Raw genomic sequence first — 22,073 nt, forward strand, 5'->3', positions numbered from 1 at the left:
GGCGTCCGTTTTCGGACTGTGCGCGGGTATGTCCCCTTGTGTGCGCCCGTCGTATCCGACCTAGCGTCTCGATCTTGTCGTGACGCCACCGATGCGACGTAGGGGGAACAGCCGTGGCAGAAGCAGCACAGGTGCTCAAGGAGCTCGTGCAAGCCTGGAATGTGCAGATCGACTCGACCAGCGCGTTGGCGGGAGCCGTTGCCGATGCCGCCGCGAAGGACGACAAGGAACGACGGGAGGACGGGCGCGAACCGCTTCGGCGGAAGCCGGGGTTGAGGGCGTTGCCGGCCACCGAGGTCGGCCCGTCGGTCAGGTTCACGCCCTGGGACGTGCTGCACGCGCTGGGGCGTGCCGCTGTGCTGTCCCGGCAGGGAGCCGGGCGTGGGCTGGCTGAGCACTGGGGTTGTCTGAAGTACTGCCAGGCACTGGACGGCAGCCCTGGTCGGTATATGGCGCTGTCGGAGGAAGGGTTGAACCCCAGGCGCCACTACAAGACCGTGCAGTCCGGCGAGTTGGGCATCGGATTCGCGCTCGCCGTCGCCGAGCGAGCGCTCAAGAAGCGGTACCCAGACCACTTGATCTCGGTCGTGGACGCGGACATCGCCCTGCAGGCGGGCTGGGCGTTGGTGGGCAAGGACGTCAAGCGACGGGACTGGGTGAAGCTGCGCCCCGACTTCCTCCTGGAGGCGTGGAAGCCTGGCGAGCCGTCGAAGGTCGTCCCTCTCGCGTGCAAGGGGACCCATGCGAAGGGCTCTTACGCGCACACCCAACTGGCCGCTGACTCAGCGCAGGTCGAGGCGGTACACATCGGCCCCTGGGATCAGACGCCGACCCTGGTGACGTCGACGGAGCTGCTCGGCCAGGGCGGCATCATCATCCACGTGCTACATGCCCCCGGTGACGGCTCCCTGCCCATGCCACCGGACGTCCTGGACGCGGATCGCGAGCTGGAGGACCTGAACATCTACCCCGACGTCCGCATCCCGGGCACTGACGGCGAGGACGAGCAACGCCTGAGCGGCTTCCAGGTGTTGCCGGATCAGTACCCGTGGTTCCGCCGGGCGCTCGCGCGGGCAGGGGCAGCGGGGCTGATGGGTTTCACCGGCGGCGGTGAACCAACCGCGCAGTACCTGACGGAGCGGCAGGGGAAGCGGCACTTCAAGGGCTTCACGCATGCCGGTACGGGAATCGTGCAGGACATCGATCACGAGATCGGCGGGATGACCTTTGTCGGTACAGATCACGTCTTCCGGTTGAACGGCACGCGGGTGGAGGCATTCTCCGGTCTCGAGGCAAGCCTCTTCGATCACCTGCGAGATGGGCAGGTGGAGGAGTACCGACGCCAGGCACACGCTCTGCGATCGAGGAGGAAGTCTGTCCTCCGCCAGGACGACTGGGACGGGCCCATTTCGCTGCGCGAGGACGGTTCCATCATGGCCATGCGGCTGCTGCCCGAGCCGCCCCGCAAACGCCGCAGCCTCCGCGCACTCTGATCCGAGCCGACAGCGGGTGCTGCACTCCCGGCTGGCTGAATGGTGCCCCTCCGGATACCCATCGAGCTGTTTCCAGGGGCACCTTCATGCCAAAGTCATCCCACGTGACGACCCGATAGCAGGGAGTGGTGCATGCAGGACGGGGGACGCCGGTGGCAGCTCGTGGTGCCGTCCGGCGGGGACGCTCTACGGCAGGAACGTCTCACACGCGATCTGTACGCGGCCCTGCACGAAACGGAGGGTGTGGTCGCCGGCTTCACCGAAGACGACGCGGCAGTCCAGCCCGGCCACAAGGGCGCCGGCGTCGGCGAGTTGGCATTGTGGGCTGCCACCGCAACCGCGGTCGCCCGGCCCGCTTCCCAGGTCCTGATCACCGCGATCAAGGAATGGTGCTCCAGGGACCGTCACCGCAAGGTCGAGGTCACCTACGACGGTCATTCCGTCTCCATCACGGGCCGCCCGGATGCTGCTCAGGAGCGCGTGGTCCGCGAGTTCCTGGACAAGGTGGGTGAGGCCCCGTCCAACGGACCGGAAGGTGACGGCGAGTGACCCGGCTTGTCAGGCGCCGCGCCCTGCTGATCGGCAATGAGCACTACGACGACAGCCGCTTCCCCCCGCTGCCCTCCACACGGGCCGACATCTGGGGCATGGAGCAGGTCCTCAGACACCGCAACATCGGCGGGTTCGTCTCCATCACGTCCCGGGAGAACTTGACCGCCGCCGACATGCAGGAGGCCGTCAGCGAGTTCCTGGAAGCCTGTGAGCAGGGCGAACTGGCCCTGGTGTACGTGTCCGGACATGGCGCGCGACTCGTGCGGGACGGCGGGGAGTTCCACTTCATCGCCACCGACACCGACTTCGACCGGATCGCGGAAACGGGCGTGAGCGCGGGTTTCGTCAACGAGCAGCTGGAGCAGTGCTGGGCGCCGCAGAAGGTCGTAATGATCGACTGCTGCCGCAGCGGCGGCTTCGCCGTGGGCCTGCGCACCTCTGATCGGCAGCCCGACTCGGTCGCGAAGTCCGTCGAGCAGGAGCAGCCCCTGCTCACCAGCCGCGGCGTGTACGTGCTGTCGTCGTCCCGGGCCGGTGAGGACTCGTACGCCGACACGGACAGCACAGGCGAGGCGCAGCCGTCCGCCTTCACCGCCGAGGTCATCGAAGCCCTGCGCACCGGCAAGGTGAGCAAGGACGGTAAGGGTGACGTGTCGGTGGAGGACCTCTTCCACTACGTCAACCGCCGCATGCGCGCCCAGGGTGCACGCCAGGTGCCGGTCAAGTTCGCGCATGGCGTCGACGACCGCATCGTCATCGCCGACTGCCCGTTCGGCGCGGCCCCGCTGCTCACACCGCTCACCCGTCGCCCCACCCTTTCCTCCGAGCCATCGGCCCAGGCACCTACTCGCAAATCCGCCTCGTCGCAGCCGACGTGGCACCAGCTCCTGGACTACTACCGCGAGTGCGTGCTGTCGGACGAGACCGAGACACCGCTGATGTCGGTCAGCGACCACGGCACTTCGCATATCTGCCTCTCCGGCTCGGAGCGACTTCTCTCCGGCGATGTCGACGACGACGGCTGCATCCCCGTCCCGACGGAGGCAGACGCGCTGATCGAGTCGGCCGTCGAGCAGGAGGCCGAACTGTGGGCTGGCTACCCGGCCGTGGTCCTGACCGGGCCACGCGGCGGCCGCCCCTGGTATCACCCGAAATTCGCGCCCCTGCTGATCCGCCGCGTGGAGGTCGTGTCCGAAGACGGCCGGGTACGGCTCAAGCCCTACGGTCCCGTCCAGCCGCACCCTCAACTGGCGCGGGACTGGCTGGGGGACGAAGAGGCCGCCCAGCTCGCCGACACCTTCCAGCCGACCTGGCATCGCGGCCAGCACGACCGCATGGCCGTGGAAGCGAGCAAGCTCCTCCGGGAGGAGTTCGAGATCCCCTGCGTCCAGGAACTCCTTCCCGATCAGCTCGCCGACCGCATCGACATTCACACGCCCGGCGACGGCGCGCGCAACACCGCCGTGCTCTTCACAGCACTGCCAGACACCGCCTACACGAAGAAGCTCCTGGACGACTTCGCCGGGATCACGGAGCAGACGGACCGCATCCAGACGACAGCACTCGCCGCCCTCTCGCCCCACGCGGCGGAACGCACCCGCACACTGGCCCTGTCGGAACCAGAGCCGACACGTCTGGTCACGCCACTGCCCTGCAACGAGGCCCAAGCCGCCGTGCTGCGCTCGGCCATGACCCGCCGGCTGACCGTCGCCACCGGACCGCCCGGCACCGGAAAGAGCCAGCTCGTGGCCAACCTCGTCGCCACAGCGGTGACGAGCGGCCAAACCGTTCTCGTGGCCTCCAACAACAACGAGGCGGTGGACGAGGTCTGGCGCCGCTGCGACACGCTCGTACCCGGCAGTGTCATACGCACCGGCTCGGCCAAGGCCAAGACCGGGAACTACGTCGAAACCGAGGCCACAGGCCTGGACGCTCTGCGCACCGCGCCGGAACCCGTCCCCAACGTGGCCACGGCCGCCATGGACGTCGACATCGCCCACGGCCAACTCACCCGCGTCCGGAAGGACCTCGCCCAGGTCACCACGACCGAAAAGGACCTGCTTCAAGCCGGCCAACTGCGTGAGGAACGCGCCGCCCAACTCGGCCGGGCCGTAACCGAACTGGCCGAGGTCCTGTCACAAGCAACAAGCCTCAATCAGCTGGAGGGCCGGGCACGGCGTCTGGCCCACGCCCGGTTCTTCGGCACCTGGCGGCGCGGCCGCTTCCTGAGCAAGATCGGTCTCAAGTCCTTCGAGGGGGACCGGGCAGAAGGCTGCCTCGCTCTCGCCGACTTCGCTGCTGCGGAAGGAGCCTGGCGCAACGGATACGCACAGGTCGCCCATGTCGATGACACCGCGCTGGCTACGACGGTCGGCGCTGCCGAAGCGGGCGTACAAAACGCCTCGCGCACCCTGCTGGAAAGCACCGTACGGAACAACGCGCGGACCGGCCGTCAGCGCATCCGCAATCTTCTGAGCGCCAGAGACAGCAACCGCACCGACTGGGCCGCCGTGCGTGAAGTGCTCCCTGCCGCACCCAGCTGGGCGGTCACCAGCCTTTCCGCTCGGCGCTTCCCGCTCGGTCCCGTCCTGTTCGACCTGGTCGTCATCGACGAAGCCAGCCAGTGCGCCATCCCGCACGTGCTTCCGCTGCTGTTCCGGGCGCGGCGAGCCCTGATCATCGGGGACGCCATGCAGCTCCCGCACATCGCCAAGATCAGTCCGGAACGCGAGGCTCTGATCCGCCGCAAGACCGGCCTGCGCTCCGGCTGACTGGAAAAGCACCGGCTCGCCCACCGCCGCCACTCCGCATTCCACGCCGCCGAGCGCTCCGCGGGAGGCACCCTCCTCCTAGACGAGCACTTCCGCTGCCACCCGGACATCGCTGCCGTGTCCAACGAACTCTTCTACGACCAGGGGCTGACGGTCCTCACCGACACCCGAGGCCGCCCGTCCCTGCCCAGGCAACCGATCTTCTGGTCCCACGTTCCCGGACGGGCCACCCGGCCCCCGTACGGCGGCTCCTGGGTGAACCACGACGAGATCCGGCAGGTGGACAGTTTCGTGCGTGCCCTGCTGGAGGAACTCTCCGACGAAGCCACGATCGGCGTGGTCACCCCCTTCACGCCCCAAGCCGACGAACTTCGCGCACAACTGAGGCAATACGGCCGGCAACGCGTGCGCGTCGGCACCGTGCACACCTTCCAGGGCGGTGAGCGCGACGTCATGGTCTTCTCCCTCGTCGCTGGTGAAGGCATGCACGACAGCGCGATTGGCTGGGTCCACCGCCAGCTCAACCTCTGGAACGTCGCCATCACCCGCGCCCGCAGCCACCTCATCGTGGTCGGCGACATGAACCTGTGGCGCAGGTGGGGCGGTGTCGCCAGCGAGCTCCTGAACGCCGCCACCACGACCGGGCCTCGCATCGAAGACCATGCGGGAGACGACCTGCTGCAGCGCCTCTACCAGGTCATGTCCACACAACCGGGAACAACAGCGGCGCTCGGCGAGAGCGTCCACGGCCACCCCGTCGATGTCCTGGTACGAACCCAGGACGCTGCCCGTCCACAGGCCGTCCTGCTCGACCGCGGGCCGGACGAAGGCGCTGACGAAGCCCGCCACCTGCGCCTGATGCTGCAGCGCCGTCGGCTCGTGGACAACGGCGAAAAGAGCGGTCATGCCCTGCGGTACCCGGCGTGGCGACTGTACGACACGAACTCACGCTGACCAGTGAACGGCTCTTGGACGCCGGTCAGTCACTTCCCGTAGGCCTGCTTCCAACGCGCTCGGTGACGGGAGTCTCCCTGGCCGCGACCGTTCACACGGCTCAGCGCCAGAAGCGACGCTCCGTTGTTCCACAAGCCGAGGTGATCGCGGTGCACAGCCAGAATGCCGTGCTCGACGGCAAACCTCTCGGAAGGACGGCTGAACCTGGTGGTCGTCACAAACACCGCCACGTCGGCCTGGAAGTGGACCTTGGCACCCAGCAGATCACGCAGCTCACGGCTGGCGATGGTGCTGCTGGGCACGTACCGCTTGCACTGGATCACAAACGTCCGGCCATCCGGCAAGCGACCGACGACATCAGCACCGTTGTCGTGCGAACCACCCACCCGCCGGACCTCCGTACACCCGTCCCTACGGCACAAGTCGGCGACCAGCTCCTCGAATTCGGTGCCTGTCATCGCATCCACCTCGGCCAGGGTCCGCCGACCGGCTTTCACCGCCTCGTCCTGGCGCCAACGGCGATCCCGAGCACGCACCCTCCGGTCCGTACGCCACAGCCACCAGCCCGCGGCTCCGATACCGCCAAGGACCACACTCCCAACGACGTACGGCCACACCTCCGACCAGAACACCATCAGCACGATCAGCAGCCCGCCACCACCGAGCACGATCGGCTTCGCTCCTGTCGCCCGCCCACGACGACGAGCCGGATTCCGTCTACGTTGAACAGCCATCTCGCCCTCCCCCGAACCTTCCTGAAGCGAGAGTCTCGGCAAGGCAGGACAAGCCCGGAAGAGCGCAAGCCAGCCATGGCCGATTCGACTTAGCCAGACCCAGGACTCGGACGGTCACGCTAGCGTAGAGGCGGGCCCTGGCCCCCTAACCGATCCACCCGCCCGCTCGCCACGGCTTGTGCGCCTCTTCCAGGCCACGCAGGACGCATCCATGTCGAGGCACCGCTCACCGCCTGCAGACGACAGCCCGCCGCATTGGTCCGCCAGCCCGATGCGCCCCGTAAGCCGGTTGGGCTGTCACCACACCCCCAATCTCACATGCGCCAGCCGCCCACGGCGCTGAGTGTGCGTGCTCGACCAGATGTCGGCGGCGGGAGGTCGGCGGCCGTCCAGCTCCCCGGGCTAGGGCTGACCCACACGTCCCAACCGGCCGGATATGAACTCCGCGGCCGTGTAGTCCTTCCCTCGTTCAGCAGCCTGGAGAGCATCTGCGAAAATAACCGCTTCGTCAGCGGCGAGGCGATCACCCTGGACCATGCGAGCCAGCAGCTTGTGGATGCTGAAGGGCGTGAGGTTGTGGTGGAGTGATTCAACGCGTGCGTTGTAGTCCTCGCACAGCATGTACGGGTCCATCTGCTGAAGCCGCTCGGCCATGGCCATGATCACTGACTCTGCCCAGTGCTCCGCCGGATGTCTCAGGCTCCTGCCGCTGCGCATGATGTCCTGAATCTCCACGACCCGCTCCGCCGCGACAAGTTCGTCGGTGTCTACGGGTTCGCCGAGCCAGTCGAGTTGCCCCAGCGCTGCTACCGCCAGGTCTTTGATGCCCGGCGGGCCCTGGCTTGCCAGGCGTTCCAGTTCGTCGACGACGACGTCCAGCAAGACGCGGCGCCGCGATACCAGTTCACCCTGGACCGTCTGGCGCAAGTTGTCATCAGCGGCAAGAGACAACAGCGAGGAGGTGTCGACGAACCACAGGGCAGGCTTTGCGGGCGCGGGAGTCGTCACCGCGCTGGCCGGCGTCAGACGAGCACCTCGGGGTCAGCTTCCATCACCGCATCCCACAGAGCATCGTCGTCCTCGCGTTGCAGCAAGGTCGCCACTACGCCCAGGCCCACGTGCTGGTTGCGGGCTGCGTCTACCGCGGCGCTCAAGAGACGCTCGGGCGCGCGGACTGTCTGCCGAACCGTGATCCCCGCACCAGTGGGAGCCACCGAGGCGTGGCGTGTGACGAGATCTCCCACCCTCTGGCTGCGCAGGCGCTTGCTCTGATCGTAGGTGATCAAGCCCATGACGCAGAGCTGGTAGACCAGGGCCGCCAGGGAGACACCGAACTGCTCCATGAGTGCAACCAGGCTGCGCTCGGTGACACGTCCGGCACTTAGCCATTTCAGGGTCTCGCGAATGCCCTCCTCGGGCATCAGCAAGTGGCCCGCAAAGGCGTTGACACGCCTTTCTTGCAGATTGTCCGCGAACATGTCCCGCTCGCCCTCGTTGATGACGTCTCGAGGGTCACCGAGCAGGTGATGGCCCAGTTCGTGAGCGAGTGTGAACCGCACATGACCTTGGGAGAAGTCAGTGCTGGCCACGATCAGCGCCACACCGTCACCATGGATGCATAGCCCATCCGTCTGAGTTCCGAGCGGAGACAACGCTACGTCGACCCCGAAGTGCCGCTCGATCAGTCCGGGCAGGTCACCCAGCTCGTGCGACCCCAGGCCAAGTTGGCGTCTCATTTGCTCGGCCAGGTGTTTGCCCTGGCGTTCGGCCTCGGCCTTGTTGCGCGGACGCTGGGACAGTTCCTTGCGTGCGTAGTCGAAAACCTGCTGCCCTGCTGCGGTCGGCAAGGCGGGAGGCGGCGCCGCGCGCTGAGTCAGAACGTCCTCGACCTCAAGCAACTGCAGGGCGCGGCGCTTGGCGTTGCTGTCCTCGTCCGGGCTGGTGTCGCCTGCCAGCCGGTGAGCCATGGCCAGGGTCGGCCGGGAAGGCTGCCCGAGCAGATGGGCTACCGAGACGCCCAAGGCTTCCGCGAACTTCGGCAGCTCCCGGACACCGATCTTGCGCCGACCGTTTTCGATCTTCGAGATTTGGTCCTTACCCAGCCCGACGAGGGCACCGAGGGCATCACCCGTCAGTCCACGGCGGGTACGGGCCTGTCCGACTCGGTGTCCGACGTCGGCAGGGCTTGCAGCCCGGGTCAAGGACTCCGCAGGAAGCAACGAACCCAGCGCTTCCATGCCTGTCAGTCCGCCTCGCATAGCCGCCTCCCCTCACGCCGTGAGTCTCTCCGATACCAGTGTCGCAACCAATCCCCATCATCGCAACTACTCCTATGCAATGGTTGCGAATCTGGGCGTGCTGTGACGCACTGGACGCCCGCCAGTGCGGCCACGGCCACTCCTCGCACCGAGTGAGACCACACGGCACGCCCAGGCCCAAGCCGTGCCGGCAGCATGCTCACCGCGCGCGACCCAATCGATGTGATGATCTACGTACCCGCGGATTTCGCAACCCGCGGGACAGGAGGAGCGCCAGGCCGAGACCCCTGCCCTGGATGACTCCGCTGACCAGGGCAGAGTGCAGAGGACCCTGGTGGTCTTGCTGGCGGTAGTACGAGCGGATCTCGTCGATCCGGTCGGCGCCCGGTACCTTGCGGGGTCCAGAACATGGTCCACTCGATGACGGCCTCGCCGTCGCCGTCGAGGATGTGGTCGACGACCCATACGGCGTCGATCAGACGGCGCACCTTGCGCCAGTAGTGAGCCAGGTGCTCCCCGCCGCGCACGGGCGGGGAGCCGGGGTTGGGGGCGCGAAAGAAGTGCACGACGTCGTCGGCGAGCGTGGTGCGCGTCAGGTCGGCGTCGCCGGTGCTGCAGCCGTCGTAGTAGCGGCTGATCGTCGCCAGGTGAGTGGTGGGAGTGGTGCCGCTCATCGCTGGATCGCCTTGGTCCCGGTGAAGTCGTCGATGCCGTGGGTGCCGGACTCCCCGCCCAGGCCGGACTTCTTGTAACCGCCGAAGGGCGCGGCCGGGTTGAAGGCACCGCCGTTGATGTCGACCTGCCCAGTGCAGATGCGGCGGGCCACCGCCAGGGCGCGGTCCGGGGCGCCGCTCCAGACGCCGCCGGCCAGGCCGTAGGGGCTGTCGTTCGCGATGGCCACGGCCTCGCCCTCGCTGTCGAGGGGGCTACGGCGGACGGGCGAGTCTCGGTACGACGGCCTGTTGCCAGGACGAGGGCTCTGATTGGGACGAGTGCGCCCTCAAGGGGAGCGCCGAGCTGCTCGACGCGGCCTCATGAGCAACCGGTGCGGCGACGTTGCGTTAGGTGACGAGGACGCGGTGTCGTCAGGCAGCGGGGCCACGGTACCCAGCATGGGCGGGACGCTGGTCGGATCGCCGGAGGGCTTCGTGGAGGACGTGAACTGGTGGCGACGTCAATGGTGACTCCGGCCGGCAGCAGGTTCAGCAGTCCTTCAGGTCCCGCACCAGTGGCCCACATCGCCGCCCAACAGGCCCCCTGGCCATTAGTATGTTCACGGAGTATCGAGGTGCCAGCTGCGCGCCAGCGTCCGCAATGGAAAGGATGCGACTCCCAACCCGACATACTCCGTGTACGTTTTCCACCAGGACGGAGCTGAGGACGTGGTCGAGTCGGTTTCAGCGGGAGCGGTGAGGTTCCGCGACCCTGGAGGCGCCGTCCGGCGAGCGCCCGCGCCGGTACCCGTCGTGTCGCCTACGACCGCCCCAGGGCACCTTCTGCGCCTGGCGCAGCAGGTACACACCGAGCTGTGGGGCTCACGAATCGACAGCCTCACGGGACCGCAGTACGCGACGCTGGTGGCGATCGCCGGATGGGACGACGTCGACCAGCGGCGCGCCGGGCAGCTGGCCTCGCTGGACAAGTCGACCGTCGCCGCAGTTGTGAGCCGACTTGTCGGGAAAGGGTGGGTGCGGCGGGTGCGCCATCCGGATGACGGTCGGCGCCGTCTGTTGACCCTCACCAGCGGATCATTGGATCGATTGGCCGAGGTCACCGAGATTGCGCGCTCGGTTCAACAAGACATCCTGACCCCGCTTCGTCACTCCGACCGCCGGGAGTTCATCGAACGACTGGGGCGGGTCGCACGCATCAAGGAGGCCGACATCGCCGGACAGCAGTACGAGGACGGCGTACTGCTCATGCGCACCACCCCCGGATACCTGATCCGCCGCGCCCAACAGGTGCACACCGCACTCTGGAGCGCCGCCGTCCCCGACGTGACAGGGCCGCAGTACGCCCTGCTCGCCGCGGTCGCACAGCTGGGCGCCGCCGACCAGTCCCGAATCGGCGAAGCCGCCTCTCTGGACACGTCGAGCACAGCCGACATCGTGGCCCGGCTCAGCGCCCAGGGATGGGTTACCAAGGAGACCGCAGCGAACGACCGACGAAGAACCCAGGTCCGGCTCACCGCTCCGGCGAGGACAGCGCTGCACGCCCTCGCGGAGCCGGTGAAAGCAGTCCAGTCCGACGTCCTGGCTCCGCTCGGACCCGACGAGCAATCTGTGTTCATCAGCCACCTCCAGCAAGTGGCGTTCGCCAGGCGGCACACGTAGAGCTTCGCCCCCACATTTGGACGGTCTGTCCGGACCCGTTGACACACCTTGACCATTCACAGCAAGCTAATACTACGTGTACGGAAGATTAGCGAGGTGAACGATGACCACTTCCCGGTTCAGGTCAGACGAGCCAGCACTCGACGCCTTCTACACTGAGCTATCTGACAAGCAACTTCAGCCACTTTGGGAACTACACGGACTGCTCACTCCGACACCTCGTGTGCGGGCGATCCCCTATCGTTGGTGTGCGGATGACCTTGCCAAGCTCGGCCGCCGGGCCGGTGATCTGGTACCGATCGACCGGGGCGGCGACCGGCGGGTGCTGGCGATGGCCAACCCAGGCTTGGACGGCGCGCCGTTCATCTCGTCGACGCTATGGGCGGCGGTTCAGTACCTTCAGCCCCACGAGTCGGCACCCGCGCACCGGCACACACCGGCCGCGCTACGGTTCGTCCTCGACGGGGAGGGCGTGTACACCCTCGTGAACGGCGACCCGATCGCGATGGCCCGCGGAGATCTCGTCCTGACACCGTCATGGACCTTCCACGAACACCACAACCCCGGCGACATGCCGATGATGTGGCTGGACGTGCTCGACCTTCCGGTGGTCGCGGCGCTCGACGCGGTCTTCTTCGAACCGGGCGGCGACTCCGAAGCGGACCGGACCGGCATCCCCCGTTCGACCGCCGAGCGCCGCTGGGGTGCCGGAGCCGGTCTCTCCCCCGTCGGAACACCCGATCTGCCCCCGCACTCCCCCCTGTTGGTCTACCGCTGGCAGGACACCGATGCGGCGTTGGACGACCTGCTGGAGGTCGAGGACACAAACGACGTCACCGTCCGGTTCCAGGATCCCTCCCGCGAACGCGACGTCATGCCAACGATGCGCTGTGAGATGCGGCGGGTGAATCCGGGCACGACGACGCGCCGGGAACGCCAGACCGGAACCCGCGTCACAGCGGTGCTCGACGGGTCCGGCACGGTCGTGCTCGACGGCGAGTCGTTCGACCTGTCTCCCGGTGACGTGTTCGTCGTCCCGTCCTGGTGCACCCACCAACTGCACGCGCGCACCCGCCTGGACCTGTTCACCACCAGCGACAGTCCGGTACTGGAAGCCCTGCACCTGCACCGGTCCGAGGAGGTGGACTCATGAGCGGGCACGACACACTGGTCGTCGGCGGCGGCATCGGGGGGCTCGCGGCGGCATTGGCCCTGGCCCGCGCCGGCCGTCGGACGCTGCTGACGGAACAGGCCCCGCAGTTCGCCGAGATCGGTGCCGGACTCCAGCTGGGGCCGAACGCGATGCGGGCCTTCGACCGGCTCGGCGTCCTCGGGCCGGTTCTCGAAACCGCCGTACTGCCCGCCCGCGCCGTGATCCGCGACGCCGTCACGGGCGATGAGCTCACCGTGCTCGACCTCGGGCACCCGTTCCGTGCCCGGTACGGCTACCCGTACGTCGTCGCGCACCGCCACGACGTGCTGTCCGTCCTGCTCGACGCCTGCCGGGCCGAACCCGGCATCGAGCTGCGGACCGGCCGCACCGCCGCCAGCGTGCGTGAACGGGACGAGCACGCCGACGTCACCTTCTCCGACGGCGAGGTGCTGACCACACAGCTCCTGGTCGGGGCGGACGGCCTCCGGTCCCAGGTGCGGCGCCTCATCGACACGAGCCCACCCCGGTTCAGCGGTCATGTCGCCTACCGGGGCGCGAGCGACCGGTCAGAACTCGGCAGGGGCCTGGCGCCCGACGACGTGACACTCTGGATCGGCCCAGGCATCCACCTGATGCAGTACCCCGTGCGACGCGGCGAGCTGTACAACCAGGTCGCCGTCTACGAGCGCCCCGCAGGTGCACGGGAGCCGCGTGGCGATGCGGAGGAGTTCCGCGCCGCCTTCGCCATCGCGCACCCGAGTGTCCGCGAGTACGTCGCGCTCCTCGATCCCCACCGGGACTGGCCTGTGTACGACCGGGACCCGCTGCCGACCTGGACGACGGCACACACGGCGCTACTCGGCGACGCCGCACACGCCATGCTCCAGTACCTCGGGCAGGGCGCGTGCCAGGCCCTGGAGGACGCGGTCGCGCTGGGCGACGCCGTCTCGGGCCATCAACACTCCCAGGACCGGGCGCTGAAGCAGTACGAGGAACGGCGTATCGCCCGAGCCTCCCGCTGCCAGACCGTGGCCCGGCCGTGGGGCAACCTCTGGCACACCCAGGAGCCGACACTGCTCGCCCTGCGCAACCGCGTGTTCCGGTTGCGCCGGCCCGACGACTACTCCGATCTCGACTGGCTCTACACCGCTTCCTCTGAGGACACCGCATGAAACTGCTCAGCTTCATCAGGCCGGACGGCATCGCCACGGCCGGACGGCTCGACGACGACCGCGTCGTGGACCTCGGCAGGCCGTTGCGGACGCTGCTCGGCGATCCCATACCGGAAGGAACGCCGCGTGGTGCGGACGTTTTCCACCTTGCAGAGGTCACTCTCCAGCCGGTCGTTCCCGAGCCGTCGAAAATCATCGCTGCGCCGGTCAACTACCGCGACCACCAGGCCGAGATGAACGAGGCCTACCACATCGACGCTCTCGGCATCTTCCTCAAGGCCCCGTCGTCGGTCCTCGCCCACCAGGGCACAATCCGACTGCCGTACACCGACCGGCGCTTCGACCAGGAGGGCGAGCTGGCACTCGTCATCGGCCGACCCGGACGCGACATCACCGTAGCCGACGCCCTGAAGCACGTCGCCGGATACACCTGCCTGCTCGACATCACCATGCGCGGCGGCGAGGACCGCTCCACCCGCAAGTCCTTCGACACCTTCACCCCGGTCGGCCCCTACCTGGTCACCCCGGACGAGGTCGGCCCGTTGGAGTCACTGACCCTGCGCACCTGGGTCGGCGACGAACTGCGGCAGGACGCCGACATCAAGGACCTCATCTGGAGCGTTCCCCGGCTGATCGCCTACGCGTCCTCGGTCATGACCCTCCGCACGGGCGACATCATCACCACCGGAACGCCGGCCGGCGTCGGCACCATCACCGAGGGCGACCGCATCACGGTCGATATCGGCCACGTCGGCCGCCTCGAAGCCACGGTGAGCACGCAAGGCGCCGTCCCCTGCCCCACCAAGGGCGCACACCGCGGCCCCGTACCGCCGAAGACGGTGACGCCTACACGCAGCAAATGATCGGTGCGCTTTCCAAGGCCACGACACATGGGAAGCCTGCCATCGCCGTGGCCCGGTGCGTACACGACGCCCCCGCGGCAGGGTCATCTGGGATCCGAAGCGTCAGTTCGAGGCGTTCTTCACAGCAGGGCAGGTCACCGCGGGTCGAGACGACCTCGGGGCGAGGTCGAGGGTGACGGGGGTGTCCGAGGCGTTGGAGAAGGCCACCTCGCGGGCGATGCCGGGGCCGCGAGGCCAGGTGAGGCGGCCGAAGTCCGCGGCGGTCGCGGTGACCGACACCGGCTGGTCGACGGCGCGCTCCGCGTCGACCAGGCCGGAGCCCTGGTCGTACACCGACTCACCGGCGCTGGAGACCAGGGCCTGGGCCACCTGCCGGGGCGTCCCGTCGGGGTGGGCCTGCATGACCAGGGCGGCGGCGCCGTCGACGGCGGGTGCCGCCATCGACGTACCGGACCGGCGGGTGTAGTGGTCGTCAACCGGTCCCACCGGGCCCTCGCGGTCGACAGCGTCGATCGAGGTGCCCGTGGCGCGGGCGGCCGTCTCGGCGACGCCCGGGGTCTTGATATTGGGCTTGACGGTGTAGTCGCCGAAGAGGGGGCCCCGGCTGGAGAAGGTCGCCACCCGATCGTCGCCGCCGGCCGCGCCGACCGCGAGAGCGCCCTCGGCGGCGGCCGAGGGGGGAGGCGGTGGTGCCACTCGCGGGCCCAGACCACCTCAATACCTATGTTTCCCAAGGCACAGTAAAACCAACGGAGTTCAACAATTCCGCCGGAGCCGTCGGCGCCGACCGATGCGGCCTCAGGCAGCGGCCAGGGCCAGGCGCTCGCTGATTTCCCCCGCTGTGGTCAGCAGCTTCTGGGCGACCTCGGCCTCCGCCTCGGGGTAGAGGCGGGAAGCCAAGGCCGCCACGCTCACCGCCGCCACGACCTGTCCGCCTTGACTCCGGATCGGCGCGGAGATACCCACGACGTCGAGGTCGAGTTCGCCGCGGGTGACGGAGTAGCCGAGTCTGCGGATGCGGCCCATACGTTCGATCAACGCATCGACATCGGTGAGGGTGGATGGAGTGAAACGGCGTAGCTCGGCAGCCCCCAACAGCCGGCGAGCCTCGTCCTCGGGGCTCCAGGCCAGCAGAACGAGAGCCGCAGCTCCGGCGTTGAGGGGGAGGGTGCTGCCGCGTTCGTAGGAGATGCGGACCGCGCGGGACTCGCTCTCCGCGCGGTCGACGCAGACGACGAGGTCGCCGGCGCGGCGGGTGAGCAGGACGGTCTCCTGCACCTCGGCCGCGAGTGCCTCCATCAAGGGCAGGGCGACCTCGGAGAGGCCGTAGCTGCGGCGGGCCAGCCGGGCGATCTCCAGGACCCGCAGGCCGAGCCGGAAGCCGCCCCCGGGCGCCTCTTCGAGGAAACGCCCGGCGACCAGGCTCTGGAGGTAGCGGTACGCGGTGGAGCGGGCCACACCCAGCCGCTCCGCCACGACCGTTCCGGAGACGACGAGTTGGTCGTCGTCGAACATGGTCAGGATGTCGAGGGCCCGATCGGCCGTGGAGTTACGCTCGCGGTAGGTGGGGGACACTGTTCCTGACATGCCGGACACTCTAGCGGCTGGGGGCGGGTCGGTGGGGGGCATGTCACCGATGGTCCTTGACGACGGTGTTGCGCAGTTCCCCGATGCCCTCGATGGTCGTCACGAGTTCCTGCCCGGGGCGCAGGAACACCTTGGGGTCCCGGCCCGCGCCCACGCCGCCGGGGGTGCCGGTGAGGATGAGGTCGCCGGGCAGCAGCGTGATGATGGTGCTGACGTAGGCGATGACGTCGGCGACGTCGAAGAGCAGGTCTGCGGTGTTGGACTTCTGCATGGTCTGGCCGTCGACGGCGCACTCGATGGCCAGCCCGGAGGCGCCGGAGGGGAGTTCGTCCGGCGTGACGAGGACGGGCCCTACCGGAGTGGTGCCCTCGAAGGTCTTGCCGGCGAGGAACTCCCTGGTGCGGTGCTGCCAGTCCCGGACCGTGACGTCGTTGGCGACCGTGTACCCGGCGACGTGCTCCAGTGCTTCCTCGCGCGACAGATGGCGGCCTGCCAGGCCGATGACGACGCCGAGTTCGGCCTCCCAGTCGAGGTCGTCGCTGACCGGTGGCATGTGAACGTCGTCCCGGGCGCCGATCAGGGAGCCGTCGTACTTGGCGAAGAGGGTGGGGTGCGCCGGGGTCGGGCGACCCATCTCCTTGATATGGGTGGCGTAGTTCAGCCCCAGGCAGACGATCTTGTTCGGGTGCGGGACTATCGGAGCGAGGGAGACCCTGTCCTGCGGGATCCGGTCCCCGTCCCGGGCGGCTCGTTCTCGCCAGTCGGCTCCGGAGGCGAGCAGCGTGCCGACGTCGGTGTACGGAAGCAGGACGAAATCGTCGCCGTCCTGACGAGCGGCGGTCGTGGTGCGGTACCCGTCGTGGAGACGGACCGTGCTGAGCCTCATCGGCGTACTCCTTGGAATGGCGGTCTCTCGGGGGTGGCTGGGCGGGAGGCGCGGGCGCCGGTAGAACGCCGTAGCTCCACCTCGACATGGCCCGCCTGGACGGGAGGGAAGACGGCGGCCACCACCCGGTCGGGACGTACGAGTACGAAGTGCCCGGCCAGGTCCTGAAGAAAGGACCGGGGGCCACCGTCGGCATCCGTGATCGCGGGCCGCTCGGTGGCGCGGTCGAGTGCCAGGTCACCGATGACCACATCAATCTCGGTGCCAGGCGGGAGGCCGACTTCTCCGACCGAGGTCCAGTCGGCCTCGGTGAGGCCCACGCCCAGGAGACTCCAGCCAGTGCCGAGGACATCGTCGAGGAGGACGAGTCGGTAGCTGGGACCGAGCAGTACGCGCGGCTGCGAAAGCACCGTGCCGACGAGCGGGTGAACTCGTTTGCCCGGCCGGACGACGGCTCCGCTCCGTGCCCGGGTGTCCGGACGGTAGCGCATCTCGGTGAGGTAGCGGCGTCCAGGGCCGGTCAGCAGTGCGGCGCGCACCAACAGATCCCGCAAGTGTGCACGCGGGCGGCTGGTGGTCATGACGGTCCGGCCGAGCCGGACGGACAGGTCGGTCACCGCTTGGGCGTGCGGTCGGCGTTCCACGTCGTAGGTGTCGAGGAGGGCGTCGTCAGCCCGCTCATTCAGAACCTCCGTCAGCTTCCAGCACAGATTGGCAGCGTCCCGGATGCCAGAGTTGAGGCCCTGTCCGGCGAACGGCGGCATCATGTGCGCGGCGTCGCCCAGCAGGAAGCAACGACCCACCCGCAGTCGCTCGGCGAGCAGCGCGTGGAAGCTGTAGGCGACGGCCCGCTCCATCTGCCTCGGAGTGATCTCCCGAAAGGGCTGGAGGAGCCGACGCACGAGATCGAACGGCGGCTCCTGACCGGCCGCACTCTCGCCCGGCCGCAGCAGGAACTCGTAGCGGCAGCGGCCGTCGCGGCCGGGCACGATCACTGTGGGGCGAGAGGGGTCACCGATGTGCATGCCGTATCGCTCGCGGTGCGGGTCATCCAGGGTGTCCAGCACGAGCCACACCTCGTCCGGGAAGCTGCGCCCCCGCATGGGAACGGACAGCAGCCGGCGCACTGTGCTGCGTCCACCGTCACACCCGAGTACGTAGGAGACCTCCAGGTCCTCGGCGGCACCGCCGGTGCTGAGCGAGACGCGGACATGGGTGGCGTGCTGTGCCAGCCCCACCAGCCGGGTGCCGAAGCGTGCCTCGACGTGCGGGTGACGGGCCAGTTCTGCCTGGAGCACCCGCTCCAGATCCGGCTGGGCGAACGGGTTCTTGAAGGGGTGGCCGAAGCGCCGATCACCGCTGCCTCGGGCGTGCACCAGCGGGCGGCCGCCCACGCCGAAGTACCTCGTGCCGGTACCGGGCACGATGATCGGGTACACCGCGGCGGACAGGCCCGCGGACTGCAGGGTGCGCAGCGACTCGTCGTCCAGGCTGATCGCCTTGGCCGCGTCGCTGGTGGTGGTGTTGCGCTCGACCAACAGGACCCGTACACCCAGCGAGCCGAGCAGGTGGGCCGCGGTCAGGCCGACGGGGCCCGCACCGACGATCAGCACGGCGGGGTCGGCGGTGGTCTGCGCCTGACCCGGTGGAGGGCTGGTTCCCGATGTCGGTTCACTCATCAAGTGGGCTCCGTTGTGGTCGTCGGGACGGGGCGGCGAACTCACTGGACGGGCTGATAAGCGGGCCCTCCTTCGGTCAGCAGCCGCTCGGACTCGGCGAGGATCTCCTCGGGCGGCAGGTCGAGGTCGATCGTTTTACGGAAGGGCTGGTGCACGTCCCGCTCCAGCCGCAGGTAGACCTCGTTGCGGTTGCCCTCCGGATCGAAGAAGTAGATCCCGATCGCGTTGCCGTGGGTGACCTCCTGCTGGACCTCGATGCCCTCGGCACGTAAGCGGTGGTGGAAGTCGATGACCGACTCCAGGGAGTCGACTCGCCAGGAGACCTGGTGCGTGAGTTTCGCTCCGTCGGGTGCCGTGCGACCGCGCTGGAGCACGAACTCGTGATGCTCCTCGTCGGGGCGGGCGGACAGGAAGACGATCCCCCGTTCCTCGTCCTCGTCGGTGACGGTCAACCCCATCACGCGGCTGTAGAAGTCGCGCATCAGCTCCAGGTCGTACACCCAGAAACCGGTGTGCCCGAGGCCAGTGATCACTTTCGGCATCTCCCTTTCAGGACTGGATTGTCTGTTGTCAGGACGGATTCTGGTCGAGTGGTGACAGGCTCAGGTCCACCGCGGAGACACCACAGTCCGCCATGAGCACGGCGCCGGTGACGACCGCCGAGCGCGGCCCGGCGAGGAACGCGATGACCTCGGCGATCTCCGACGGTTCCGCTGCACGGCGCAGCGGCACCAGCGATCCGGCACGTCGGTAGGCGGTATCCCGGTCCAGGCCGGACCGGGAGCCGAGCTCGTCCATCACGCGGTCGAGCATCGGGGTGCGCACGGCACCGGGACAGATCACGTTCGCGCGGACCCCGAGGGGTCCGAAGTCGGCGGCCAACGACCGAGTGAGTCCGATGAGGGCGTGTTTGGAGGTGGTGTACGCGGCGGCGGCGGGCACGGCGAGCGTCCCCGCCAGCGAGGACACGAGCACCACGGCACCGCCGGTGTCGATCAGCGCGGGCAGCGCGCTGCGGGTCGTCACGTAGGCGGTGTCCAGGTTGGCCCGCAGCGTGTCCCGCCAGCCGGGCTCCGAGTCCAGGACCGTGCCGAAGGTACCGAGGCCGGCGCAGCACACCACGGCGTCGAGTCGCCCCCCGTCCAGGAGCGCGGTGCCGACCGCGCGCCGTACGTCGTTCTCGTCGGCGGCGTCGCCCGGAACGGCTGTCGTCCGGGGCAGACCGGCGACCTTCCCGAGACCCGGATCGTCCGGCCCCAAGGCGACCACGGTGGCCCCGCGCTCGGTCAGCAGCTCCGCGGTGGCGTACCCGATTCCGCCGCCGCCCCCGGTGATCAGGACGGTACGACCGGTGAACTCTGCGGTACTCATCGGGGTTCCTCCGTGGATACCCCCCGCGTTCAGGCGGGGGAGGAAACGGACTCCTGCGGAGCAGGGCAGGGAGCGGGGTTTCGCCCCCAGGGCGAAAGACCGTTCGTCACCGAGCGTCAGGAGTAGTGCTGATCGGGTGATAAGGTCGGCAGTGCCCGGTCGGCGATAACCAAGCCGTCCGGGTCTACCGCCGGGCTGGCGGGAAGTCAGGTCTGTGGAGCTTGCGTAAGACCATGGGCGGTACACCGTCCCTTGCTGGTAACCCCAGGTGGCTGCGGGCTGTGAAGCAGAAAGCCCGACCCGCGAGGGAAGGAATCCCCTTCGTTCACGAAGGGGAGAAGGTCAAGCGAGGTCCACGGCGAGCGGCTCGGTCCCCGAAGGGACGGTTTCTTCCTCGTCACCGCGGTCGGCCGTCGGCCGACCGCTCGGGGAACGTCGGCCGAGCAGGCGTCGGGCCACCCTGCACAACATCGGCCACACGCCCTGCGGGGCGAAACGAACGATGAGGATCAGCAGGACGCCCTCGATCACCAGGGAAAGCGTCTGCTCATCCTGCAGTGCGCGGGTGAGGCCGTAATAGACGACGGTCACGCCCAGGAGCGGGCCCAGCACGGTGCCGGTTCCACCGACCACAGCCATCAGCACGGCGTTGAGGCTCCAGGACACGCCGGCCACACCGTCCGGGGAGATGACGACGAACTGGAAGGCGATCACCGCCCCGGCCAGTCCGGTGACCGCGCTGGAGGGGAGCAGCACGGCGAGCTGGTGGCGGCGGACGGCGACCCCGAGTCCGGCGGCGGCCGGTTCGTTGTCGCGGATCGCGGCCAGCCGGAGCCCGAAGTCGCTGTGCCGCGCGTGCAGGGTGAGGGCCATGGCCAACGCCGCGACGATCACGGCGAGTTGGAACAGGTTGCCGCCGCTGGGCACGGAGTCGACGGGCAGGGTGACACCACTGGCACCGCCCGCCCAGTCCCAGTTGCGGATCAGTGCCTGGAGAGCGATGGCGATGGCCAGGGTGCCGATGGCGAAGTAGTCGCCGCGCAGGCGCAGCAGCGCGGCGGACAGCACAAGGGCGAGCAGCATGGCGGCGACCGGCGCCGCCACTACGGCCAGGGGCCAGCTCAGGCCGGTGTGGACGAGCAGCAGCGCGGCTGCGTAGCTGCCGGTCGCGACGAAGGCCGCGGCGCCCAGCGAGACCAGGCCGCCGAAGCCGGCGAGTACGTTCCACGCCTGGGCGATGGCCAGGTAGCACAGCAGGGTGACGCCGAGGTCGAGGCTCCCGTGGTCGAGCACGCCGCCGAGCGCGAAGCAGACCAGGGTGGCGAGAAGCAGGGCGAGCGCGGGCCACCAGCGCCGCAGGGTGGGCGTGGGTGTCATGCGGCATGCGCCTTTCGGAACAGGCCCTGCGGGCGGACCGCGAGGACGAGGAAGAAGGCCAGGTAGACGACCACGTCGCGCCAGCCGCCGCCGAAGAGGCCGACGCTGACGGACTGGAGAACGCCCAGCGCCACGCCCGCCGCCAGTACGCCGCCCACGCTGCCGATGCCCGCGAGTGCCATCACGGCGAAGCCGGTGAGCAGCAGCGGCAGGCCGCTGCTGGGGGTGAAGCTCTGCGCGACGCCGGTGAGCACTCCGCCGGCCGCGGCGAGCGCCGTCGCACCGGCGAAGGTCATGGCGTAGACGCGGTTGACGTCGATTCCGAGTACCGCCGCGGTGCCGGGATCGGCTGAGGCCGCCCGCACCGCGCTGCCGGCCCGTGTCCTGGTGAGCACCAGGTGGGTCGCGGCGCACAGCACGACGGCGAGCCCGAAGGCGATGACGTAGACGGTCTGGACGCGTACACCGAGCACGGACAGGCCGGTGTCGGCGTAGGAGGCGGGCAGTGCCTTGGGGTGGGTGCCGAAGGCGGCCTGGAAGAGCGCCTGCCCGAGCAGTGCGAGGCCGAAGGTGGCCACCAGCGGGGCGCTCCTGCTGTCCCTGAGCAGGGGCGTGAGCAGATAGCGCTGCAGCGGGTAGGCGATCAGCGCCATGGTGGCCATGGCGAGCGGCAGCGCGGCGAGCGGATCCCAGCCGGCGTCGACCACGAGCAGCGAGGCCAGGTAGGCGCCGCCGATGACGAGTTCGCCGTGAGCGAGGTTCATCAGTCCGAGCACCCCGAAGACCAGGGAGATCCCCAGGCCGATCAGGGCGTACAGACCGCCGGCCAGAATGCCGGCGGCCAGCACGTCCAGGCTCATGTCTCGACTCCCTTCTGCCGTTTCGGCGGA

Annotated in this window: 20 protein-coding genes and 1 pseudogene; 8 read left to right on the forward strand and 13 right to left on the reverse strand. The window is 68.7% G+C overall.

The genetic code is table 11. From position 1 onward, the window contains the following. Window positions 1–113 precede the first annotated feature (113 nt). The 4 genes from GWK25_RS32215 (at window position 114) to GWK25_RS43920 (ending at window position 5,770) form a co-directional block, all read left to right on the forward strand. The gene (locus GWK25_RS32215; RefSeq protein WP_215455086.1) at window positions 114–1,493 is read left to right on the forward strand and encodes a hypothetical protein; all 1,380 of its coding nucleotides are present in this window, start codon (window positions 114–116) and stop codon (window positions 1,491–1,493) included. 132 nt (window positions 1,494–1,625) lie between these two features. Next, on the forward strand, window positions 1,626–2,042 hold the full coding sequence (locus tag GWK25_RS32220; RefSeq protein ID WP_215455087.1) for a hypothetical protein: 417 nt from the start codon (window positions 1,626–1,628) through the stop codon (window positions 2,040–2,042). After that, window positions 2,039–4,816, forward strand: a complete 2,778-nt coding sequence (locus tag GWK25_RS32225) for a caspase family protein (protein ID WP_308404364.1) — start codon at window positions 2,039–2,041, stop codon at window positions 4,814–4,816. Before GWK25_RS32220 ends, GWK25_RS32225 begins: the two co-directional genes overlap by 4 nt. Then, the gene (locus GWK25_RS43920; protein WP_251830409.1) at window positions 4,817–5,770 is read left to right on the forward strand and encodes a DEAD/DEAH box helicase; all 954 of its coding nucleotides are present in this window, start codon (window positions 4,817–4,819) and stop codon (window positions 5,768–5,770) included. A gap of 29 nt (window positions 5,771–5,799) precedes the next feature. Here the strand turns inward: GWK25_RS43920 and GWK25_RS32230 are convergent, their stop codons facing one another. The 5 genes and pseudogenes from GWK25_RS32230 to GWK25_RS32250 all read right to left on the reverse strand — a co-directional run. Then, window positions 5,800–6,438, reverse strand: coding sequence for a restriction endonuclease (locus tag GWK25_RS32230; protein WP_308404365.1), 639 nt, complete (start codon window positions 6,436–6,438; stop codon window positions 5,800–5,802). A 468-nt stretch (window positions 6,439–6,906) separates the two neighbouring features. After that, window positions 6,907–7,512 carry a hypothetical protein gene (locus tag GWK25_RS32235; protein WP_215455089.1) on the reverse strand — a complete coding sequence of 202 codons (606 nt, stop codon included), beginning with the start codon at window positions 7,510–7,512 and terminating at the stop codon, window positions 6,907–6,909. Window positions 7,513–7,526: 14 nt separating this feature from the next. Further along, entirely contained in the window at window positions 7,527–8,741 is a 1,215-nt protein-coding gene (locus tag GWK25_RS32240; RefSeq protein WP_215455090.1) for an ImmA/IrrE family metallo-endopeptidase, read from the reverse strand. A gap of 251 nt (window positions 8,742–8,992) precedes the next feature. Continuing rightward, window positions 8,993–9,436: a nuclear transport factor 2 family protein gene (locus GWK25_RS44870; RefSeq protein ID WP_215455091.1), complete on the reverse strand. Its 444-nt coding sequence runs from the start codon at window positions 9,434–9,436 to the stop codon at window positions 8,993–8,995. After that, window positions 9,433–9,672, reverse strand: a pseudogene (locus GWK25_RS32250) (aldehyde dehydrogenase family protein); the annotation flags it as partial. The pseudogene GWK25_RS32250 and the gene GWK25_RS44870, both read right to left, overlap by 4 nt. A gap of 556 nt (window positions 9,673–10,228) precedes the next feature. Between GWK25_RS32250 and GWK25_RS32255 the strand changes: the two are divergent. From GWK25_RS32255 to GWK25_RS32270, 4 genes are all read left to right on the forward strand, one after another. Next, window positions 10,229–11,095: a MarR family winged helix-turn-helix transcriptional regulator gene (locus tag GWK25_RS32255; RefSeq protein ID WP_308404366.1), complete on the forward strand. Its 867-nt coding sequence runs from the start codon at window positions 10,229–10,231 to the stop codon at window positions 11,093–11,095. A gap of 331 nt (window positions 11,096–11,426) precedes the next feature. After that, the gene (locus tag GWK25_RS32260) at window positions 11,427–12,248 is read left to right on the forward strand and encodes a cupin domain-containing protein (RefSeq protein ID WP_251829132.1); all 822 of its coding nucleotides are present in this window, start codon (window positions 11,427–11,429) and stop codon (window positions 12,246–12,248) included. Continuing rightward, on the forward strand, window positions 12,245–13,420 hold the full coding sequence (locus GWK25_RS32265) for an FAD-dependent monooxygenase (RefSeq protein WP_215455095.1): 1,176 nt from the start codon (window positions 12,245–12,247) through the stop codon (window positions 13,418–13,420). The genes GWK25_RS32260 and GWK25_RS32265 overlap by 4 nt, the downstream gene beginning before the upstream one ends. Then, on the forward strand, window positions 13,417–14,283 hold the full coding sequence (locus tag GWK25_RS32270; protein WP_215455096.1) for a fumarylacetoacetate hydrolase family protein: 867 nt from the start codon (window positions 13,417–13,419) through the stop codon (window positions 14,281–14,283). The genes GWK25_RS32265 and GWK25_RS32270 overlap by 4 nt, the downstream gene beginning before the upstream one ends. Window positions 14,284–14,385: 102 nt before the next feature. Here GWK25_RS32270 and GWK25_RS32275 read toward each other — a convergent pair whose 3' ends face one another. The 8 genes from GWK25_RS32275 to GWK25_RS32310 all read right to left on the reverse strand — a co-directional run bounded on the left by GWK25_RS32275 (window position 14,386) and on the right by GWK25_RS32310 (window position 22,043). Beyond that, complete coding sequence (locus GWK25_RS32275) at window positions 14,386–14,979, reverse strand: S8 family serine peptidase (protein WP_215455097.1); 594 nt, start codon at window positions 14,977–14,979, stop codon at window positions 14,386–14,388. 102 nt (window positions 14,980–15,081) lie between these two features. Then, window positions 15,082–15,870 (reverse strand): IclR family transcriptional regulator, encoded by a 789-nt coding sequence (locus GWK25_RS32280; protein ID WP_215455098.1) that lies wholly within the window; start codon window positions 15,868–15,870, stop codon window positions 15,082–15,084. Between the two features lie 43 nt (window positions 15,871–15,913). Continuing rightward, on the reverse strand, window positions 15,914–16,756 hold the full coding sequence (locus GWK25_RS32285) for a fumarylacetoacetate hydrolase family protein (protein ID WP_215455099.1): 843 nt from the start codon (window positions 16,754–16,756) through the stop codon (window positions 15,914–15,916). Beyond that, complete coding sequence (locus tag GWK25_RS32290; protein ID WP_215455100.1) at window positions 16,753–18,435, reverse strand: FAD-dependent monooxygenase; 1,683 nt, start codon at window positions 18,433–18,435, stop codon at window positions 16,753–16,755. The genes GWK25_RS32285 and GWK25_RS32290 overlap by 4 nt, the downstream gene beginning before the upstream one ends. 41 nt (window positions 18,436–18,476) lie before the next feature. Continuing rightward, entirely contained in the window at window positions 18,477–18,968 is a 492-nt protein-coding gene (locus GWK25_RS32295) for a VOC family protein (protein WP_308404367.1), read from the reverse strand. Between the two features lie 37 nt (window positions 18,969–19,005). Next, on the reverse strand, window positions 19,006–19,806 hold the full coding sequence (locus GWK25_RS32300; protein WP_215455102.1) for an SDR family NAD(P)-dependent oxidoreductase: 801 nt from the start codon (window positions 19,804–19,806) through the stop codon (window positions 19,006–19,008). Between the two features lie 342 nt (window positions 19,807–20,148). Next, window positions 20,149–21,183 carry a branched-chain amino acid ABC transporter permease gene (locus tag GWK25_RS32305; RefSeq protein WP_215455103.1) on the reverse strand — a complete coding sequence of 345 codons (1,035 nt, stop codon included), beginning with the start codon at window positions 21,181–21,183 and terminating at the stop codon, window positions 20,149–20,151. Next, entirely contained in the window at window positions 21,180–22,043 is an 864-nt protein-coding gene (locus tag GWK25_RS32310; RefSeq protein ID WP_215455104.1) for a branched-chain amino acid ABC transporter permease, read from the reverse strand. Before GWK25_RS32310 ends, GWK25_RS32305 begins: the two co-directional genes overlap by 4 nt. Window positions 22,044–22,073: the final 30 nt, after the last annotated feature.

The sequence above is a fragment of the Streptomyces sp. ATCC 21386 genome, from assembly GCF_018728545.1.
Classification (GTDB): domain Bacteria; phylum Actinomycetota; class Actinomycetes; order Streptomycetales; family Streptomycetaceae; genus Streptomyces.